The sequence below is a fragment of the Ensifer sp. 22521 genome (genome assembly GCF_052044795.1).
Lineage (GTDB): Bacteria > Pseudomonadota > Alphaproteobacteria > Rhizobiales > Rhizobiaceae > Ensifer.
In genome coordinates this window covers 26,477-43,687 of sequence record NZ_JBQENM010000005.1, presented here as the reverse complement: position 1 = coordinate 43,687, position 17,211 = coordinate 26,477, and the positions used below count along the sequence as shown (strand labels likewise).

The 17,211-nt window shown below is 63.6% G+C and carries 15 protein-coding genes and 2 pseudogenes; 9 read left to right on the top strand and 8 right to left on the bottom strand.

Going from position 1 to position 17,211, the window contains the following annotated elements:
• Window positions 1–92 precede the first annotated feature (92 nt).
• The 7 genes and pseudogenes from ACTJKE_RS08140 (at window position 93) to ACTJKE_RS08110 (ending at window position 8,006) form a co-directional block, all read left to right on the top strand.
• Window positions 93–1,424, top strand: coding sequence for an NAD(P)/FAD-dependent oxidoreductase (locus ACTJKE_RS08140; protein ID WP_440659907.1), 1,332 nt, complete (start codon window positions 93–95; stop codon window positions 1,422–1,424).
• 419 nt (window positions 1,425–1,843) lie between these two features.
• Window positions 1,844–3,076, top strand: coding sequence for a 3-methyl-2-oxobutanoate dehydrogenase (2-methylpropanoyl-transferring) subunit alpha (locus ACTJKE_RS08135; protein ID WP_057254517.1), 1,233 nt, complete (start codon window positions 1,844–1,846; stop codon window positions 3,074–3,076).
• A gap of 1 nt (window position 3,077) precedes the next feature.
• Window positions 3,078–4,091, top strand: coding sequence for an alpha-ketoacid dehydrogenase subunit beta (locus tag ACTJKE_RS08130; RefSeq protein ID WP_440691646.1), 1,014 nt, complete (start codon window positions 3,078–3,080; stop codon window positions 4,089–4,091).
• A 1-nt stretch (window position 4,092) separates the two neighbouring features.
• Window positions 4,093–4,354, top strand: a pseudogene (locus ACTJKE_RS08125) (biotin/lipoyl-containing protein); the annotation flags it as partial.
• Between the two features lie 152 nt (window positions 4,355–4,506).
• A pseudogene (locus tag ACTJKE_RS08120) lies at window positions 4,507–5,376 on the top strand (dihydrolipoamide acetyltransferase family protein); the annotation flags it as partial.
• A 7-nt stretch (window positions 5,377–5,383) separates the two neighbouring features.
• On the top strand, window positions 5,384–6,778 hold the full coding sequence (lpdA, locus tag ACTJKE_RS08115) for a dihydrolipoyl dehydrogenase (protein ID WP_058325305.1): 1,395 nt from the start codon (window positions 5,384–5,386) through the stop codon (window positions 6,776–6,778).
• A gap of 46 nt (window positions 6,779–6,824) precedes the next feature.
• Window positions 6,825–8,006 carry an acetyl-CoA C-acyltransferase gene (locus ACTJKE_RS08110; protein WP_440659906.1) on the top strand — a complete coding sequence of 394 codons (1,182 nt, stop codon included), beginning with the start codon at window positions 6,825–6,827 and terminating at the stop codon, window positions 8,004–8,006.
• 109 nt (window positions 8,007–8,115) lie between these two features.
• Here the strand turns inward: ACTJKE_RS08110 and purU are convergent, their stop codons facing one another.
• The 5 genes from purU to hmgA form a co-directional block, all read right to left on the bottom strand.
• Entirely contained in the window at window positions 8,116–9,000 is an 885-nt protein-coding gene (gene purU / locus ACTJKE_RS08105) for a formyltetrahydrofolate deformylase (RefSeq protein ID WP_057254512.1), read from the bottom strand.
• A gap of 194 nt (window positions 9,001–9,194) precedes the next feature.
• Window positions 9,195–9,833: a maleylacetoacetate isomerase gene (gene maiA, locus ACTJKE_RS08100; protein WP_440659905.1), complete on the bottom strand. Its 639-nt coding sequence runs from the start codon at window positions 9,831–9,833 to the stop codon at window positions 9,195–9,197.
• 29 nt (window positions 9,834–9,862) lie between these two features.
• Window positions 9,863–10,879 carry a fumarylacetoacetate hydrolase family protein gene (locus ACTJKE_RS08095; RefSeq protein ID WP_057254510.1) on the bottom strand — a complete coding sequence of 339 codons (1,017 nt, stop codon included), beginning with the start codon at window positions 10,877–10,879 and terminating at the stop codon, window positions 9,863–9,865.
• A gap of 69 nt (window positions 10,880–10,948) precedes the next feature.
• A complete protein-coding gene (locus ACTJKE_RS08090; protein ID WP_057254509.1) occupies window positions 10,949–11,818 on the bottom strand; it encodes an MBL fold metallo-hydrolase in 870 nt (289 codons plus the stop codon).
• A complete protein-coding gene (hmgA, locus tag ACTJKE_RS08085) occupies window positions 11,815–13,182 on the bottom strand; it encodes a homogentisate 1,2-dioxygenase (RefSeq protein ID WP_058325309.1) in 1,368 nt (455 codons plus the stop codon). Before hmgA ends, ACTJKE_RS08090 begins: the two co-directional genes overlap by 4 nt.
• Before the next feature lie 166 nt (window positions 13,183–13,348).
• Here hmgA and ACTJKE_RS08080 point away from each other — a divergent pair, with 166 nt between their 5' ends.
• Window positions 13,349–13,819 carry a MarR family winged helix-turn-helix transcriptional regulator gene (locus tag ACTJKE_RS08080; RefSeq protein WP_440691644.1) on the top strand — a complete coding sequence of 157 codons (471 nt, stop codon included), beginning with the start codon at window positions 13,349–13,351 and terminating at the stop codon, window positions 13,817–13,819.
• Window positions 13,820–13,823: 4 nt separating this feature from the next.
• Here the strand turns inward: ACTJKE_RS08080 and ACTJKE_RS08075 are convergent, their stop codons facing one another.
• On the bottom strand, window positions 13,824–14,303 hold the full coding sequence (locus ACTJKE_RS08075; RefSeq protein WP_057254506.1) for an Lrp/AsnC family transcriptional regulator: 480 nt from the start codon (window positions 14,301–14,303) through the stop codon (window positions 13,824–13,826).
• Window positions 14,304–14,434: 131 nt separating this feature from the next.
• Here ACTJKE_RS08075 and hppD point away from each other — a divergent pair, with 131 nt between their 5' ends.
• Window positions 14,435–15,547, top strand: coding sequence for a 4-hydroxyphenylpyruvate dioxygenase (gene hppD / locus ACTJKE_RS08070; protein WP_057254505.1), 1,113 nt, complete (start codon window positions 14,435–14,437; stop codon window positions 15,545–15,547).
• Window positions 15,548–15,688: 141 nt separating this feature from the next.
• Here the strand turns inward: hppD and ACTJKE_RS08065 are convergent, their stop codons facing one another.
• Window positions 15,689–16,648, bottom strand: a complete 960-nt coding sequence (locus ACTJKE_RS08065) for a glycoside hydrolase family 26 protein (protein ID WP_440691642.1) — start codon at window positions 16,646–16,648, stop codon at window positions 15,689–15,691.
• A gap of 18 nt (window positions 16,649–16,666) precedes the next feature.
• Complete coding sequence (locus ACTJKE_RS08060) at window positions 16,667–17,182, bottom strand: DUF995 domain-containing protein (RefSeq protein WP_057254503.1); 516 nt, start codon at window positions 17,180–17,182, stop codon at window positions 16,667–16,669.
• Window positions 17,183–17,211 lie beyond the last annotated feature (29 nt).

Sequence of the window (17,211 nt, the reverse complement as noted above, 5' to 3'; positions counted from 1 at the left end):
AAGCTTTCGAGCAATGGCCAGATAGCAGGTCTTGATCTCGCGGCGGCGGCATGCACCGATGATCGCGACACGTCCTGCCCGAAAGTCCCCCCATGCCCGGTCCCACGCTTGATCCCATCGCCACCGATACCGCCCTGCCCGCCAAGGCCGACGTCGTGATCGTCGGTGGCGGTATCATCGGCGTCAGCACGGCCCTCTTCCTCGCCGAACGCGGCATCGATGTCGTGCTTTGCGAAAAAGGCATGCCGGGAGCGGAGCAGTCGAGCCGCAACTGGGGCTGGGTGCGCGTCATGGGCCGCGACGAGCGCGAGATCCCGCTGGCGATCGAGGCGTTGAAGATCTGGGATACACTCGACACCCGTGTCGGCGGCGAGACCGGCTTTCGCCGCAGCGGCATTCTCTACATCTCCGAGAATGAACGTGATGCCGCCAACCGCGATGCCTGGCTCGCGATGGCCAAACCCTATGGCGTCGACAGTCGGCAGCTTGGCGCTGATGCGACCGCGGCGGCGATGCCGAGCGCCGCCCTTCGCTATGAAGGTGCGCTCTTCACCCCAAGCGACGGCCGGGCAGAACCGCAAAAGGCCGTGCCTGCGATCGTTGCCGGCGCCCGCCGCGCCGGAGCGCGCATCTTGACCGGCTGCGCCGTGCGTGGCGTCGAGCGGGCGGCCGGGCGGATCTCCGCGGTTGTGACCGAGAAGGGTCGCATCGAAACTTCGACGGTCGTCGTCGCCGGCGGTGCCTGGTCGCGACTGTTCCTCAAGAGCCTTGGCATCCGCCTGCCGCAACTGAAAGTGCGCAACACGGTCGTGAGAACCGGCCCGGCTTCCGGGGGACCGGAAGGCGCCGGCGCAACCGCAACTTACGCCTACCGCAAGCGGCTCGACGGCGGCTACACGATTGCCGACGGCGCGGCCAATCTGCACGCGATCGTGCCCGACAGCTTCGCGTTCTTCCGCGATTTCCAGCCGGCGCGAAAGGCGGAAGGCGAGGCCGTGCAGGTCGGCCTCAGCGCCCAGAGCTGGAACGAGCTGTTCCAAATCGGCGCCGTCCCGCTCGATCGCCCGGGCGCCTTCGAGCGCCACCGCGTGCTTGATCCCAACCCGGATTCCCGCCGCGCACTTCATGCTCTCGACGCCGCCGCAAAAGCCTTCCCGTTTCTGCGTGAGGCCAAGGTGCAGCAGATCTGGGCCGGCCTGATCGACGTGACGCCGGATGCCGTTCCGGTGATTTCAGCGGCAGAAGGCGTTCCGGGACTGATCATCGCGACCGGATTTTCGGGCCACGGTTTCGGCATCGGACCGGGCGCCGGGCACCTCGTTGCGGATCTCGTGACCGGAGATAAACCGGTCGTCGACCCCACCCCATTCCGGCTCTCGCGCTTCCTCGACGGGACACCGATTACGATCGCCCCGCCGGTTTGATCGCCGTACGGCGAAACGCCCGCGAAAGAAAATTACAAGCAGCGACCGGCAAGGCCATGCGCAACACAACGCGTGAGCGCACTCCCGGCAGGATTCTATCTTTCTTCGTCTGCCCCTGCCCCGCAACACGGAAAGACCTTCATAAGCCCCGGAACTCGTGGCAGTCTGTGAGTATTCCCGTCGGGAGAGCGGGGCTTAGGAGGAGTGTACGCAGACCTCAGGCAGAGGAGCCGTGTGAGGTCGGAACGTACGTCTTCGCATATGTCAGTCCGATCGTTTTCCCGATTTAGAGCATTTCCAGCAAAACTGCGTAGCGGTTTTGCGTCCGGAAATGCGTGAAAACAGAGATGAAGAGCGGTTCAATTGGAACCGATCTTTGATTTGGTGCGCTGCGCACTCCGGAGGAGGCCGGAAACTGCATGAGCGATCTCGATCGACTTAGCCTGCATGTCCCCGAACCCGCCGTTCGGCCCGGTGGCCAGCCGGATTTCTCCAACGTCAAGATCCCGAAGGCCGGCTCCGTTCCGCGCCCGGAGGTGGACGTCGCGCCGGAAGAGATGCGCGATCTCGCCTATTCGATCATTCGCGTCTTGAACCGTGACGGCGAAGCGGTCGGCCCCTGGGCCGGTCTGCTGTCCGACGACGAGCTTCTGGCTGGTCTCAAGCACATGATGACGCTGCGCGCCTTCGACGCGCGCATGGTGATGGCGCAGCGTCAGGGCAAGACCTCGTTCTACATGCAGCACCTGGGCGAAGAGGCCGTTAGCTGCGCCTTCCGCAAGGCGTTGGTGAAGGGTGACATGAACTTCCCGACCTATCGCCAGGCCGGTCTTCTGATCGCCGACGGCTATCCCATGGTCGAGATGATGAACCAGATCTTCTCGAACGAGAGCGATCCCTTGCGCGGCCGGCAGCTGCCGATCATGTATTCCTCCAAGGAGCATGGCTTCTTCACCATCTCCGGCAACCTCGCAACCCAATATGTGCAGGCTGTCGGCTGGGCGATGGCGTCGGCGATCAAGCGCGACACCAAGATCGCCGCGGCCTGGATCGGTGACGGCTCGACGGCGGAATCGGACTTCCACTCGGCGCTGGTCTTTGCCTCCACCTACAAGGCGCCTGTCATCCTCAACATCGTCAACAATCAGTGGGCGATCTCCACATTCCAGGGCATCGCGCGCGGCGGCTCCGGCACCTTTGCCGCCCGCGGCCTCGGCTTCGGCATTCCGGCGCTGCGCGTCGACGGCAACGACTATCTCGCCGTTTACGCCGTCGCCAAATGGGCGGCCGAGCGCGCAAGGCGCAATCTCGGGCCGACGCTGATCGAATACGTCACCTATCGCGTCGGCGCGCATTCGACCTCCGACGACCCGAGCGCCTACCGACCGAAGACGGAATCGGAGGCCTGGCCGCTCGGCGATCCCGTCCTCCGGCTGAAAAAGCACCTGATCCTGCGCGGCGCCTGGTCCGAAGAGCGCCACACCCAGGCGGAAGCCGAAATCGTCGATGCGGTAATCCAGGCACAGAAACAGGCCGAAGGCCACGGCACCTTGCATGCCGGCGGCAAGCCGTCGGTGCGCGACATCTTCGAGGGCGTCTATGCCGAGATGCCGCCGCACATTCGCCGCCAGCGGCAGAAGGCAGGATACTGACATGGCCAGAATGACAATGATCGAAGCCGTGCGCAGCGCCATGGACGTCTCCATGGAGCGCGACGACAATGTCGTCGTCTTCGGCGAGGACGTCGGCTATTTCGGCGGCGTCTTCCGCTGCACGCAAGGGCTCCAGGCGAAGTACGGCAAGACCCGCTGTTTCGACGCGCCGATCAGCGAAAGCGGCATCGTCGGCACGGCGATCGGCATGGCGGCCTATGGGCTGAAGCCCTGCGTCGAGATCCAGTTCGCCGACTACATGTACCCGGCCTACGACCAGATCACCCAGGAAGCGGCCCGCATCCGCTACCGCTCCAACGGCGATTTCACCTGCCCGATCGTGCTGCGCATGCCGACCGGCGGCGGCATCTTCGGCGGCCAGACCCACAGCCAGAGCCCGGAAGCGCTCTTCACCCATGTCTGCGGCCTCAAGGTCGTGGTGCCCTCCAATCCCTATGACGCCAAGGGCCTGCTGATCGCTTCGATCGAAGATCCCGATCCGGTGATGTTCCTGGAGCCGAAGCGGCTCTATAACGGCCCCTTCGACGGCCATCACGACCGACCCGTCATTCCCTGGTCGAAACACGATCTCGGCGAGGTACCCGAAGGCCACTACACCATCCCGATCGGCAAGGCGGAGATCCGCCGTCAGGGCTCCGCCGTCACCGTCGTCGCCTATGGCACCATGGTGCACGTGGCGCTTGCAGCGGCCGAGGAAACCGGCATCGACGCCGAGGTGATCGACCTGCGCAGCTTGCTGCCACTCGATCTCGATACGATCGTGAAGTCGGTGGAAAAGACCGGTCGCTGCGTCGCTGTGCATGAGGCCACGCTCACGTCAGGCTTCGGCGGCGAAGTGGCCTCGCTCGTCCAGGAGCATTGCTTCTACCATCTCGAAGCGCCCGTCGTGCGCGTTGCCGGCTGGGACACGCCCTACCCACACGCCCAGGAATGGGACTATTTCCCCGGCCCCGCGCGCGTCGGACGCGCGCTCGTCGAAGTGATGGAGGCCTGACATGGGCGAATTCGTAATCAAGATGCCCGATGTCGGCGAAGGCGTGGCTGAGGCCGAACTCGTGGAATGGCACGTGAAGCCTGGCGATCCCGTTCGCGAGGACATGGTGCTCGCCGCCGTCATGACCGACAAGGCGACCGTCGAAATCCCCTCGCCCGTCACCGGAACCGTGCTCTGGCTCGGTGCCGAAGTGGGTGACACCGTCGCGGTGAAGGCGCCGCTGGTGCGCATCGAGATCGCCGGCGAAGGGGAAGCGGCGGCACCGGCTGTTGACGACAAGCTGACAGCAAAGGCGGAAGAGAAACCCGCCGTAAAGGCCGAGGCGCCCGCCCCTGTCGCCAAGCCTACGCAACCCGTCAAAGTCGAGGCGAAGGCACCGATCGCGAATGGCCACGTGACCGGCGAGCGGCTGGAAAAAGCACTGGCCTCGCCGGCCGTGCGCCTGCGCGCCAAGGAAAGCGGCGTCGACCTGCGCCAGGTGGCCGGCACCGGTCCGGCCGGCCGCATCACTCATGATGATCTCGACCAGTTCATCGCCCGCGGCGCCCAGCCGGCGCCGGCGCCCGCCGGCCTGCAGCGCAAGACCGCGGTCGACGAGATCAAGATGACCGGCCTTCGCCGCCGCATCGCCGAGAAGATGTCGCTTTCGACCTCGCGCATTCCCCACATCACCTATGTGGAAGAAGTGGATATGACAGCGCTCGAGGACCTGCGGACGACGATGAACCGCGACCGCAAGCCGGACCAGCCGAAGCTGACGATCCTGCCCTATCTGATGCGCGCGCTGGTCCGCACCATTGCCGATCAGCCCGCCGTCAACGCGATCTTCGACGACGGTCCCGGCATCATCCACCGCCATCACGCCGTCCACATCGGCATCGCCACCCAGACACCCGCCGGCCTCACCGTCCCGGTCGTGCGCCATGCCGAGGCACGCGGCATCTGGGACTGCGCCACCGAACTCAACCGCCTGGCGGAAGCGGCCCGCACCGGCACGGCCACCCGCGACGAGTTGACCGGGTCGACGATCACCATCTCGTCGCTCGGCGCGCTCGGCGGCATCGTCACCACCCCGGTCATCAACCATCCGGAAGTGGCGATCGTCGGCGTCAACAAGCTTGCGATCCGGCCCGTCTGGGACGGCACGCAGTTCGTGCCGCGCAAGATCATGAACCTGTCCTCGAGCTTCGATCACCGCGTCATCGACGGCTGGGATGCGGCCGTCTTCGTGCAGCGGCTGAAGACCCTGCTCGAAACGCCGGCGCTTATATTCGTGGAGGCCTGAGGCGATCATGAAGGAAATTTCCTGCAAGCTGCTCGTGATCGGCGCCGGCCCCGGCGGCTACATCGCAGCCATCCGCGCCGGCCAGCTCGGCATCGACACGGTCATCGTCGAAAAGGCCAAGGCCGGCGGCACCTGCCTCAATGTCGGTTGCATTCCCTCCAAGGCCCTGATCCACGCGGCCGAAGAGTTTCACAAGCTGCGCGCGGCCGCCTCCGGCCGCAACCCGCTCGGCCTCTCTCTGGCCAATCCGTCGATCGACCTCGCCCATACCGTCGCCTGGAAGGACGGCATCGTCGGCCGGCTGAACGGCGGCGTCACCGGGCTTCTGAAAAAGGCCGGCGTCAAGGCCGTGATCGGCGCCGCCCGCTTCGTCGATGGCAAGACCGTCGATGTCGAGACCGAAATCGGGCTGCAGCGCATCCGCGCCGAAGCGATCGTCATTGCCACGGGCTCGGCGCCGGTCGAACTGCCGGACCTGCCCTTCGGCGGGCCGATCATTTCCTCGACGGAAGCCTTGTCGCTGAAGAGCGTGCCGAAGAGCCTCGCCGTCATCGGCGGCGGCTATATCGGTCTGGAACTGGGCACCGCCTTCGCCAAGCTCGGCAGCCATGTCACCATCGTCGAGGCGCTGACGCGCATCCTGCCGCAGTACGACGCGGATCTGACGAAGCCGATCGCCAAGCGCCTCGGCGAGCTCGGCATCGAAGTCTTCACCCAGACGGTTGCCAAGAGCTACTCCGCCGAGACCGGCAGCCTGCATGCCGAGCACAACGGTCGCGCCATCGATGTCGCCGCCGAAAAGGTGCTCGTCACCGTCGGCCGCAAGCCGGTGACCGAAGGCTTCGGCCTGGAGGAGATCGACCTCGACCGTACCGGCCGCTTCATCCGCATCGACGACCAGTGCCGGACGTCCATGCGCGGCATCTACGCGATCGGCGACGTCACCGGCGAGCCGATGCTGGCGCACCGCGCCATGGCGCAAGGCGAAATGGTGGCGGAGATCGTCGCCGGCCACAAGCGCAGTTGGGACAAGCGCTGCATCCCCGCCGTCTGCTTCACCGATCCCGAGATCGTCACATCAGGGCTCTCACCCGACGAGGCGCGCGCGAGCGGCATCGAGATCAAGATCGGCCAGTTCCCCTTCCAGGCGAACGGCCGGGCGATGACGACGCTTGCGGAAGACGGTTTTGTCCGCATCGTTGCCCGCGCCGACAACCACCTGGTGCTCGGCATCCAGGCCGTCGGCCACGGCGTCTCGGAACTCTCGGCAAGCTTCAGCCTGGCGATTGAGATGGGCGCGCGGCTCGAAGACATCGCCGGCACGATCCATGCCCACCCGACACAATCGGAGGCCTTCCAGGAGTCCGCGCTGAAGGCACTGGGGCACGCGCTGCATATCTGACGGTGGCCACCCACTAGCGCCAACCATTGCCGTATGGGAGAAAGACATGAGCAGAATTGACCCTATCGTCATCGTTTCGGCGGCCCGCACCCCGATGGGCGCCTTTCAGGGCAGCCTCAAGGATCTGACTGCGCCGGAAATCGGCGCCGTCGCGCTGAAGGCAGCACTTGATCGCGCCGGCCTTGATGCCGTCGACGAGGTGCTGATGGGCAATGTGCTGCCGGCCGGCATTGGCCAGAACCCGGCGCGCCAGGCCGCTCTTGGCGCGGGCCTCGGCAAGGAAACGCCGTCGACGACCATCTCCAAGGTCTGCGGTTCCGGCATGAAAGCGCTGATGCTCGGCCATGACGCGCTCCTTTCGGGCAGCGCGTCGGTGCTTGCCGTCGGCGGCATGGAGTCGATGACCAACGCCCCGTATCTGCTGCCGAAGGCGCGTGGCGGTTTCCGCCTGGGGCATGGTGAGGTCAAGGATCATATGTTCCTCGACGGCCTCGAAGACGCCTACTCCGGTCGGCTGATGGGCACCTATGCCGAGGATACGGCCGAACACTACCAGTTCTCGCGCACCGATCAGGACGCGTTTGCGCTTCGCTCGCTGGAGCGCGCCAACCGGGCGGCTGAGGATGGTTCCTTTGCCGAGGAAATAGTGGCGGTTAGCGGCGCCGGCAAACGCCAGACCGCCAACCTTGATCGCGACGAGCAGCCGACCAAATCGGATCCGGCAAAGATCCCGAAGCTGAAAGCCGCCTTCCGTGACGGCGGCAGCGTGACGGCGGCCAATTCGTCGTCGATCTCCGACGGTGCAGCGGCGCTGATCTTGATGCGCGCAAGCGAGGCGGAAAAGCGCGGGCTCACGCCCCTTGCCATCGTCGCTGGCCATGCCGGCCATGCGCAGGAACCGGCCTGGTTTACCACCGCGCCGATCGGCGCGATCGACAAGCTGATGGCCAAGCTCGCCTGGGAGAAGGGCAGCGTCGGCCTCTACGAAATCAACGAGGCCTTCGCCGTGGTGGCGATGGCCGCGATCCGCGATCTCGGCCTCTCCGACGATATCGTCAACATTAACGGCGGCGCCTGCGCGCTCGGCCACCCGATCGGCGCATCCGGCGCCCGCATCATCGTGACGCTCTTGCACGCCATGCGCGCGAAGGGCGTCAAGCGCGGCATTGCCTCGCTCTGCATCGGCGGCGGCGAGGCGACGGCGGTCGGACTGGAACTGTTGCACTAACAAATGAGCGCCACCGGTCGAAACGGGTGGCGCTTCTCATTTTCAGCGGACGATTTGTCCCCCGAGCCTCTCACCCGCTTGGCGGCGAGAGGGCCGGATTTCCCATACCTCAGCCCATGCGCTCGGAAGCGTAGGAACCCGGGCTCGGCGGGAAGACGACGACGCGGTTGCCGTTGATGAAGCAGCGGTTGTGGATATGGGCGTGTACCGCACGGGCCAACACCTGGCTCTCGACGTCGCGGCCGATCGAGACATAGTCTTCCGCGCTCTGGGCATGGGTGATGCGGGCGATATCCTGCTCGATGATCGGGCCCTCGTCGAGATCGGCGGTGACATAGTGCGCCGTCGCGCCGATCAGCTTCACGCCGCGCTCATAGGCCTGCTTGTAGGGGTTGGCGCCCTTGAACGACGGCAGGAAGGAGTGGTGGATGTTGATGATGCGGCCCGACATCTTCTTGCAGAGCGCATCGGACAGAACCTGCATATAGCGGGCGAGCACGATCAGGTCGGCGCCGGTCTGTTCGACGAGCTCTAGGAGCTGGGCTTCCGCCTTCGGCTTGTTCTCCTTCGTCACCTTGATGTAGTGGAAGGGAATGTCGTGGTTGACCACCACCTTCTGATAGTCGAAGTGGTTGGAGACGACCCCGACGATATCGATCGGCAGCGCGCCGATCTTCCAGCGGTAGAGCAGGTCGTTGAGGCAATGGCCGAAACGCGACACCATCAGCAGCACCTTCATGCGCTCTTCGCTGTCGCGGATCTCCGCATTCATGTCGAAGCGCTTGACCACCGGCTCGAAGCCCGCTTTCAGCTCGTCGAGCGTGGCGCCCTCCTGGCTGATGAACGTGAGGCGCATGAAGAACAGGCCGGTTTCGAGGTCATCGAACTGCGAACTGTCCGAAATGTAACAGCCCTTTTCGGCGAGATAGCCGGTGATGGCGGCAACGATGCCACGGGTGGTCTTGCAGCTGACGTTCAGCACATAGCTTTTCATCGGTAGATCTCTCGCTCCAGAGGTTTTTCCGGCCCCCCTTATACGGCCAGTCACACAAAAACTAGCGCGGCCTTGGCCCGGCCGTCGATCCATTCGCGACATCCGTTTGACGGAACCGGCCAGATGAGGCCGGTCAGCACAAGGCAGCTTCAGTCAGATGATGTCTGAAGGAACAGAACGGACAACCGCACCGGTCAGCGCGGCGTGCGATCCGGGTGAGCGCGGGCGAATGCCTCGATCTCCGAACAATTCTGATCGATCGCGACAAGCCGTGGGCAAGCGCTGAGATCCACCTCCCAGCGGCGGGCATTGTAGACCTGCGGCACGAGGCAGAAATCCGCCATCGACGGGCTGTCGCCATGGCAGAACCGGCCGGTTGCGGGATGGTCGAGCAGCTGTTCGAAGGCGGCAAGTCCCTCGCCGATGAACTTGCGCATCCAGTTGCGCCGCGCCGCCTCACCGTCCTCGGCATTGGCCATGACATAGGAGATCACGTCGAGATTGCAGACGGGATGGATGTCCATCGCGATCGCGTGGGAGAGCATGCGCACCCGCTGGCGCCCGACGGCATCGTCAGGCAGGAAACCGGCATTGCTGCGTGTCTCGGCGAGATATTCGATGGTGGCGAGCGATTGCGTGAACCGCTCGCCATCGATGTCGAGAACGGGCACGAGCCCCTGCGGATTGCGCGCCAGATGCTCCGGCGCCTTGTGCGCCTTGGCGAGCAGATCGACCGGCACCGAACGATAGCTTTCGCCGAGGCTGTTGAGCGCGATACGCACCCGATAGCTCGCCGACGAACGCCAGTAGTCGTAAAGGACGGTCTCGCTCATGCCTTTGCCCGTTCTTGTCGTTCAGCCGTTTAGGCCTTGTTGTAGGCTTCGACGGTCTGTTCGATAGCGCCGAAGATCGAATGGCCGGTCTTGTCCTTCATCTCGATGCGCACGACGTCACCGACCCTCAGGAAATGCGTCTTCGCCGCACCACCGACGATGGTTTCGATCATGCGCAGCTCCGCGATGCAGGAATAACCGGCACCGCCCTCTGCGACCGGCTTGCCCGGTCCGCCGTCAAGCTTGTTGGAGACCGTGCCCGAGCCGATAATCGTGCCGGCAGAAAGCGGCCGGGTCTTGGCCGCATGCGCGACCAGTTGGGCGAAATCGAAGGTCATGTCGATGCCGGCATTGGCTCGGCCGAAGGGCTTGCCGTTGATGTCGACGCAGAGCGGCAGATGCAGCTTGCCGCCGTCCCAGGCCTCACCCAATTCATCCGGGGAAACGGCGACCGGCGAAAAGGCAGAAGACGGCTTTGACTGGAAGAAGCCGAAACCCTTGGCAAGCTCGGCCGGGATGAGGCCACGCAACGATACGTCGTTGACCAGCATCACCAGGCGGATCGCAGCGCGCGCCTCGTCATTGGTAGCGCCCATCGGCACGTCGTCGACGATGACGGCGACCTCGCCCTCCATGTCGACGCCCCAGCTTTCGTCGGCAAGCGGGATCGGATCGCGCGGCGCGATGAAGCTGTCGGAGCCGCCTTGATACATCAGCGGGTCGGTCCAGAAGCTTGCCGGCATTTCGGCATTGCGGGCCTTGCGGACGAGCTCGACGTGATTGACGTAGGCCGAGCCGTCGGCCCATTGGTAAGCGCGCGGCAACGGCGACAGGGCGTCGTGTTCATGGAACCGGATCGTCGGCTGCGAGCCGGTCTCGATCCCCTCGGCCACGCGGGCAAGCCGCGGGCCTGCGTGTTCCCAGTCGTCGAGCGCTGCCTGCAGCGTACGGGCGATATGCCCGACCTCGGAGCAGCGGGTGAGATCGCGAGAGACGACCACGAGCTTTCCGTCGCGCGTACTGTCCTTGAGTGTCGCCAGTTTCATGCAGTCCTCCCTCTCAATCTTCTCATTGTTCCGGACCGAAAGCCGCTGCGCGGCCTTCGCGGAGTTGTTTTAAGCGGGCGAATCGTCCGCAAGTCTCACAACAAGGCCGTCGGCGGCGATCGTCAAGGCGCCTGCCCAGCTTTTGCGGGTCGCCGCAATCCAATGGCCTTGCGTTATCTCGGGATCATCGGCCGGAATGAGGTGGTGCAGCACCAGCCGACCGACGCCGGCGGACGTTGCGATCGCGGCCGCCTGTTCGGCGAATGTGTGGCTCGCAAGCAGGTGCTCCTTCAATCGCGCGCCGTTGCCGGTGCGCGCCACCAGCCGGTCGACGCCTTCGGCGAGCATCGCTTCGTGCACGAGAATGTCAGCCCCTCGGGCGAAATCGGCGAGCGGCGGAAAATAGGCCGTATCAGCGGAAAAGACGACCGAGCCCTCCGCATGATCGAACCGCAGCGCGAAACAGTCGGTGACTGGCGGATGATCGACGCGTAGCGCCGACACGGTCAGGCCGTTCTCCGAAAAGACCGCGCCCTCGGAAAACTCGACGACGTCGACAAGAGCGCACAGGTCCGGCCGGCCTTCGTCGACGATGCGAATGTCGATGTCGAAGGCCATCGCCTGAAGGAAGCCCTGCCAATAGGCACGTGTCCCGGCGGGGCCGAAGACGCGCACTGGATGCGCGAGCCCCGCGGTCCAGGCCGTGTGGATCAACGGACCAAGCTCAAGCACATGATCCGAATGCAGGTGGGTGATGACGATCAGGTCCAGCGCCTTCAGCGGCACGCCGGCATCCGTTACTCCGCGGGTAACGCCAAGGCCGCAATCGACCACGATCGAACGGCCGCCGATTTGAAGCAATGACGAGGTCGGCCACGGGCCGCCCGGCCGGATCGCCGGACCACCCTTGCTGCCAAGCAAAACGAGGCGTGAACTCAAGACCAATCGCCTTCCGGCGTCCCGTTGAAGCGCTTCTTGAGATCCGTCCAGCAGTCGATGTAGTTGTCCTGCAACGTCTCCAGTTCGGCGGCGAAGCGGGTCAGCTGCTGTGGGAAGCGGGTCTCGAACATGAAGGCCATCGTATGGTCGAGCTTCACCGGTTTCAACTCACTGTTTGTCGCCTTGTCGTAGCCCGACGCATCCGGCCCATGTGCCAGCATCATGTTGTGCAGGCTCATGCCGCCGGGCACGAAGCCCTCTTCCTTGGCGTCATAGCGGCCGTAGATCAGCCCCATGAACTCGCTCATGATGTTGCGGTGGTACCAGGGCGGCCGGAAGGTGTGCTCGGCCACCAGCCAACGCGGCGGGAAGATGACGAAATCGATGTTCGCCGTACCCTCTTCGCCCGAGGGTGCCGTCAGCACCGTGAAGATCGACGGGTCCGGATGATCGAAGAGGATGGCGCCAACCGGCGAGTAGGTCTTGAGGTCGTATTTGTAGGGCGCGTAGTTGCCGTGCCAGGCGACGACGTCGAGCGGTGAATGGCCGATCTCGGTCACATGGAAGCCGCCGCACCACTTCACATGCACGCGGCAAGGCGTCTCCTTCTCCTCGAAGGCGGCGACCGGCGTCTTGAAGTCGCGCGGATTGGCAAGGCAGTTGGCGCCGATCGGGCCGCGATCCGGCAATGTGAACTTGGCGCCATAGTTCTCGCAGATATAGCCGCGCCAGACCTTCTCTTCACCAAGCCGCGTCACCTTGAACATGGTGCCGCGCGGCACGATGCAGATTTCCGAGGGCTCCACATCCATCTTGCCGAGTTCCGTGAAGACCTGGATCGCGCCCGCTTCCGGAACGATCAAGAGTTCGCCGTCGGCATTGAAGAAATAGTCGTCCACCATGTCGGCGTTGAAGGCATAGGCATGGGCCGCCATTCCGGTCTGCGTCGGCGCATCGCCCGCCGTCGTCATGGTGCGGATGCCCTCAAGGAAGTTCAGTTTTTCCGAGGGCGCCGGCAACGGGTTCCAGCGCAACTGGCCGAGCGCCAGGGAATGCTCGGCCACATGCGGCGCCGTCTTCCAGTGCGGATAGTCGATCTTGGAAAACCGCCCGGTGTGGCGGACGCTCGGGCGGATGCGGTAGAGCCAGGAGCGCTCGTTGGTGCCGCGCGGCGCGGTAAAGGGCGAGCCGGAGAGCTGCTCGGCATAGAGCCCGTAGGCGCATTTCTGTGGACTGTTCTGGCCCTGCGGTAGAGCTCCCGGCAGGCTTTCGGTCTCGAAATCATTGCCGAAACCCGGCATGTAGTTGAGCGCCTCGGCTGCGTCAGTCCGTGCCTCGGCCTGTTTTCCTGCCTTGTCGAGCATGGTTCTATCCTCCTCCCTTGAGCATCCGGCTCCAGCTTTCGCAGCGGGGCCAGCGCAATCCCAAACACCGCCCGCAACGGCCCCATCCATGGTGGACGCGAGCCTCGCCTTCGGCATATTAGTTGCAATCGTAACTATCGATTTTGTAACTATCAAGGAAACACCGATGGCCGCCGACGGCTTCGAGCTCAATGCCTTCCTGCCCTACCGGCTGAACCGCGCGGCCGAATTCGTCGCCCTGCGCTTTGCCGCACAATACAAGGCGCGCTACCAGCTCACTCGCCCGGAATGGCGAACGCTGGCAGCCCTCGGCAGCACCCGTCGTCCAATGACGGCAACGGAAGTGGGCGCGCATTCCGCCATGCACAAGACCAAGGTGAGCCGCGCGGTCTCAGCACTCGAAGAGCGGCGCTGGCTGACGCGCAATGAAAACGAAGGTGATCGCCGCCTCGAACATCTCCAGCTGACGAAGGCGGGCCTGCGTGCCTATGTCGAATTGACGGCGCTTGCGGCCAACTACCAGGCCGAACTCGACGCTTTGGTGGGAGCCGCCGGAATGCAGGCGCTGACGGCTGGTCTCGAGGCGATTGAGCGCGCCATCGGCAAAGTGGAGAAACGTCCTCGCCGCGAGGGGTGAAACGTCAGCCCTTCATCCGCTCCGGAATCGGCACACCTTCAAAACTCTTCAGCGTTTCGAGCACGATCGACGTCTTCACGTGCTGCACGCTGTCATGCGGCAAAAGCACGTCGTTGACGAAGCGCGACAGCCCCGCGAGGTCAGGCGTCACCACCCGCAGGTGATAGTCCATCTCACCGGTCAGCGCATAGGCCTCCAACACCTCGGGCAAACTCGAAATGAGCTTGCCGAAGCGCTTGGCATTGTCGCGGTTGTGGGTGGCGAGCGTCACCGAGATCACCACCATCAGATCGAGGCCGAGCTTCTGCCGGTCGATCTGTGCCTGATAGCCGGTGATGTAGCCTTCGGCTTCGAGCCGGCTACGCCGCCGTGAGCATTGTGACGGCGAAAGTGCGATGCGCTCCGACAGCTCATTATTGGTCAGATGTCCGTCGCGCTGCAATTCGCTGAGGATCTTGAGATCGAACCCGTCAAGCTGCTCCATTCCTGCATCCTAATTCACTATTATGCATGTTCCGTGCGCCATCCTGTCTAAACCGCGCAAGAATACAAGCATCATGCATGGGAATTGCGTCATACTCCAGCAAAGTTTGGAAGAACAAGAGGAGACTTCCGATGGGCCCCTTCCCGCATGACGCCCCGCCGGCAACGATTACCGCTGAAAACCCCGCTGGCACCGACGGCTTCGAATTCGTCGAATTCGCCCATCCGGAACCGGAGAAGCTCGCCGAGCTTTTTGCTCGCATGGGTTACAGCCCGGTTGCCAAGCACAAGACCAAGAACATCACGGTCTGGCGGCAGGGCGACATCAACTACATTCTGAACGCCGAACCCGGCTCGCATGCCATGCGCTTCGTCGATGAGCACGGCCCCTGCGCCCCGTCCATGGCCTGGCGCGTCGTCGACGCAAAGCACGCCTTCGACCATGCGGTTTCGAAGGGCGCGATCCCCTATGAAGGCAAGGACAAGTGCCTCGATGTTCCGGCGATTGTCGGCATCGGCGGTTCGCTGCTCTATTTCGTCGAGACCTACGGCGCCAAGGGCTCTGCCTATGAGACCGAATTCGAGTGGACCGGCGAGCGCAATCCGAGGCCCGAGGGCGTCGGATTCTATTATCTCGACCACCTGACGCACAACGTCTATCGCGGCAATATGGACAAGTGGTGGGCCTTCTACCGCGAGCTGTTCAATTTCACCCAGATCCACTTCTTCGACATCGACGGCCGCATCACCGGCCTCGTCAGCCGGGCGATCACCTCGCCCTGCGGCAAGATCCGCATTCCCTTGAACGAGTCCAAGGACGATACGAGCCAGATCGAGGAGTATCTGCGCAAATACAAGGGCGAAGGCATCCAGCACATCGCCGTCGGCACCGAAGGCATCTACGACGCCACTGACAAGCTGGCGGACAATGGCCTGAAATTCATGCCAGGCCCGCCGGAGACCTATTACGACATGTCGCATGACCGTGTTCACGGCCATGACGAACCGATCGACCGGATGAAGAAGCACGGCATCCTCATCGACGGCGAAGGTGTGGTGAACGGCGGCATGACGAAGATCCTGCTGCAGATCTTCTCGAAGACAGTGATCGGCCCGATCTTCTTCGAGTTCATCCAGCGCAAGGGCGACGAAGGCTTTGGCGAGGGCAACTTCCGCGCCCTGTTCGAATCGATCGAAGCCGACCAGATCCGTCGCGGCGAACTGGGGCCGCAGGCGGCCGAGTAAATCGCAGCCGACAACGCCGGCACTTCTAACTCGAGCCTCTCGCCTCAAGCGAGGGGCTTTTCTGCAAGTAAGGGCATCCAGCCAAACGAGATGCTTGAGCTTTCTCGCGCGCCCGTTCAGAGCGCGCTACTGCCGGCAATGTCAGTTCGTGGTCTGGTTGACCACGCGCCAGTTCGGCCGGCCGAGATCGTGCGGCCATTCGATGACGTCACGGTCGTTGAAGTAGACGACTTCGGCCAGGTTCGGGAACTGCGGGTCCGGCTTCGTCGCGGTATCGATCCAGGGCTGCATGTAGGGCCGGCTGCCTTCCCATCCGAGCTCGGCGACCCAGATCGGCTTGTTGTACTTGGCCACCAGGTCGTAGCCGGGCTTGAGCGCCTGCGCGAACGTCCTTGGCGTCCCATATTCGATCTGATCGAATGGTTCGAGCCCGAAGACCGACAGCCCGACGAGATCGACGTAATCGTCACCCGGATAATAGACATCGAGGTTCGGCAAACCCTTTGGCGACCACATGATCTGCGCCTTCGGCGCCTTCTTGCGCACGATGTCCATCGCATGCTTGTAGGCCTTGATCCAGTCCTGTGGCGCCCAGCCAGCCCAGGAGAACCGTCCGGACGTGTCTTCCATCTCCTGGCCCCAGCGCACGATGACCGGGCTCTTCAGCTCGGCGATCATGTCGGCGATCGCCTCCATGTTGGCGTCGTATTCACCCCTGAGCATCCGGTCGCGGAGCTGCGCCGGCGTCAATTTCCAGTCGAGCGACCAGGACCAGGGCTCGATGGTGATCAGCAGATTGCGTCCCCGCTGAAGGGCATACTCGTCAGCGGTGCGCAAGGATGCGAGATCGACGTCCTCCCAGGGCAGGAACAGAGCTTCGGTCGTCACATCGCTTTGGGCGCCGAAATCGCCATGCGGGTCATAGGCGCCGAATCTCGTTCCGCCAGGGTGCATGACGGGACGTTTGTCGATCATGGTCTGGGTCTGACCGGCATTGCCCGCAGGATTGGCTTGCTCCTGCGCCAACGCGGATACCAAGCTGCCGAAGTCCAGTTGCAGGGCCAGGGCAGTGCATAGGGCGAATGCCAATTTGCGTTTCATTTCATCCTCCTGCTGCGTCTATTTTTTGGCCAAGAACTGTTCCTTGAGACGCAACGCCTTTGCTGTGATGTCGTCCTGGGCGACGAGGCTGTAGTAGGCGTCATTGGGCTTGGGTTTTGCATGCTTGAAGACATACCATTCGCCGTTTGGCACCTTCCGCTGATAGATCGTGTCGCCGATCTTGGCATGGCCGAAGCAGGTCCGCGCATCGCCGGCCTCGGCCGCGGTCGTCCAGATGGCCTGCATGCACATCATGCCGAGATCGCTGACGTACCAATTGCCTTCGGCAAAGGATCGGTTGCCGTTGCCCTTGTCGACAAAGGCCACGAGTTTGCGGTCATGCGCGGTGAAGCGTGCACCGCCGGTGGACCATTGCCAGGTCTTGTTGCGGTAGAGGGAATAGACTTCGTAAGCGCTGAGCGGCGTCGGCTTGACTTCCATCTTCGCCTTGACCGGCTGGGCGCCCAAGTAGACCGCAGCGGCTGCAACCGGCAGCAACAGCGGCAGAACCATGACTTTTATCGACCCTTTCATCCACTTTCTCCTCACATTGGAGATTACAC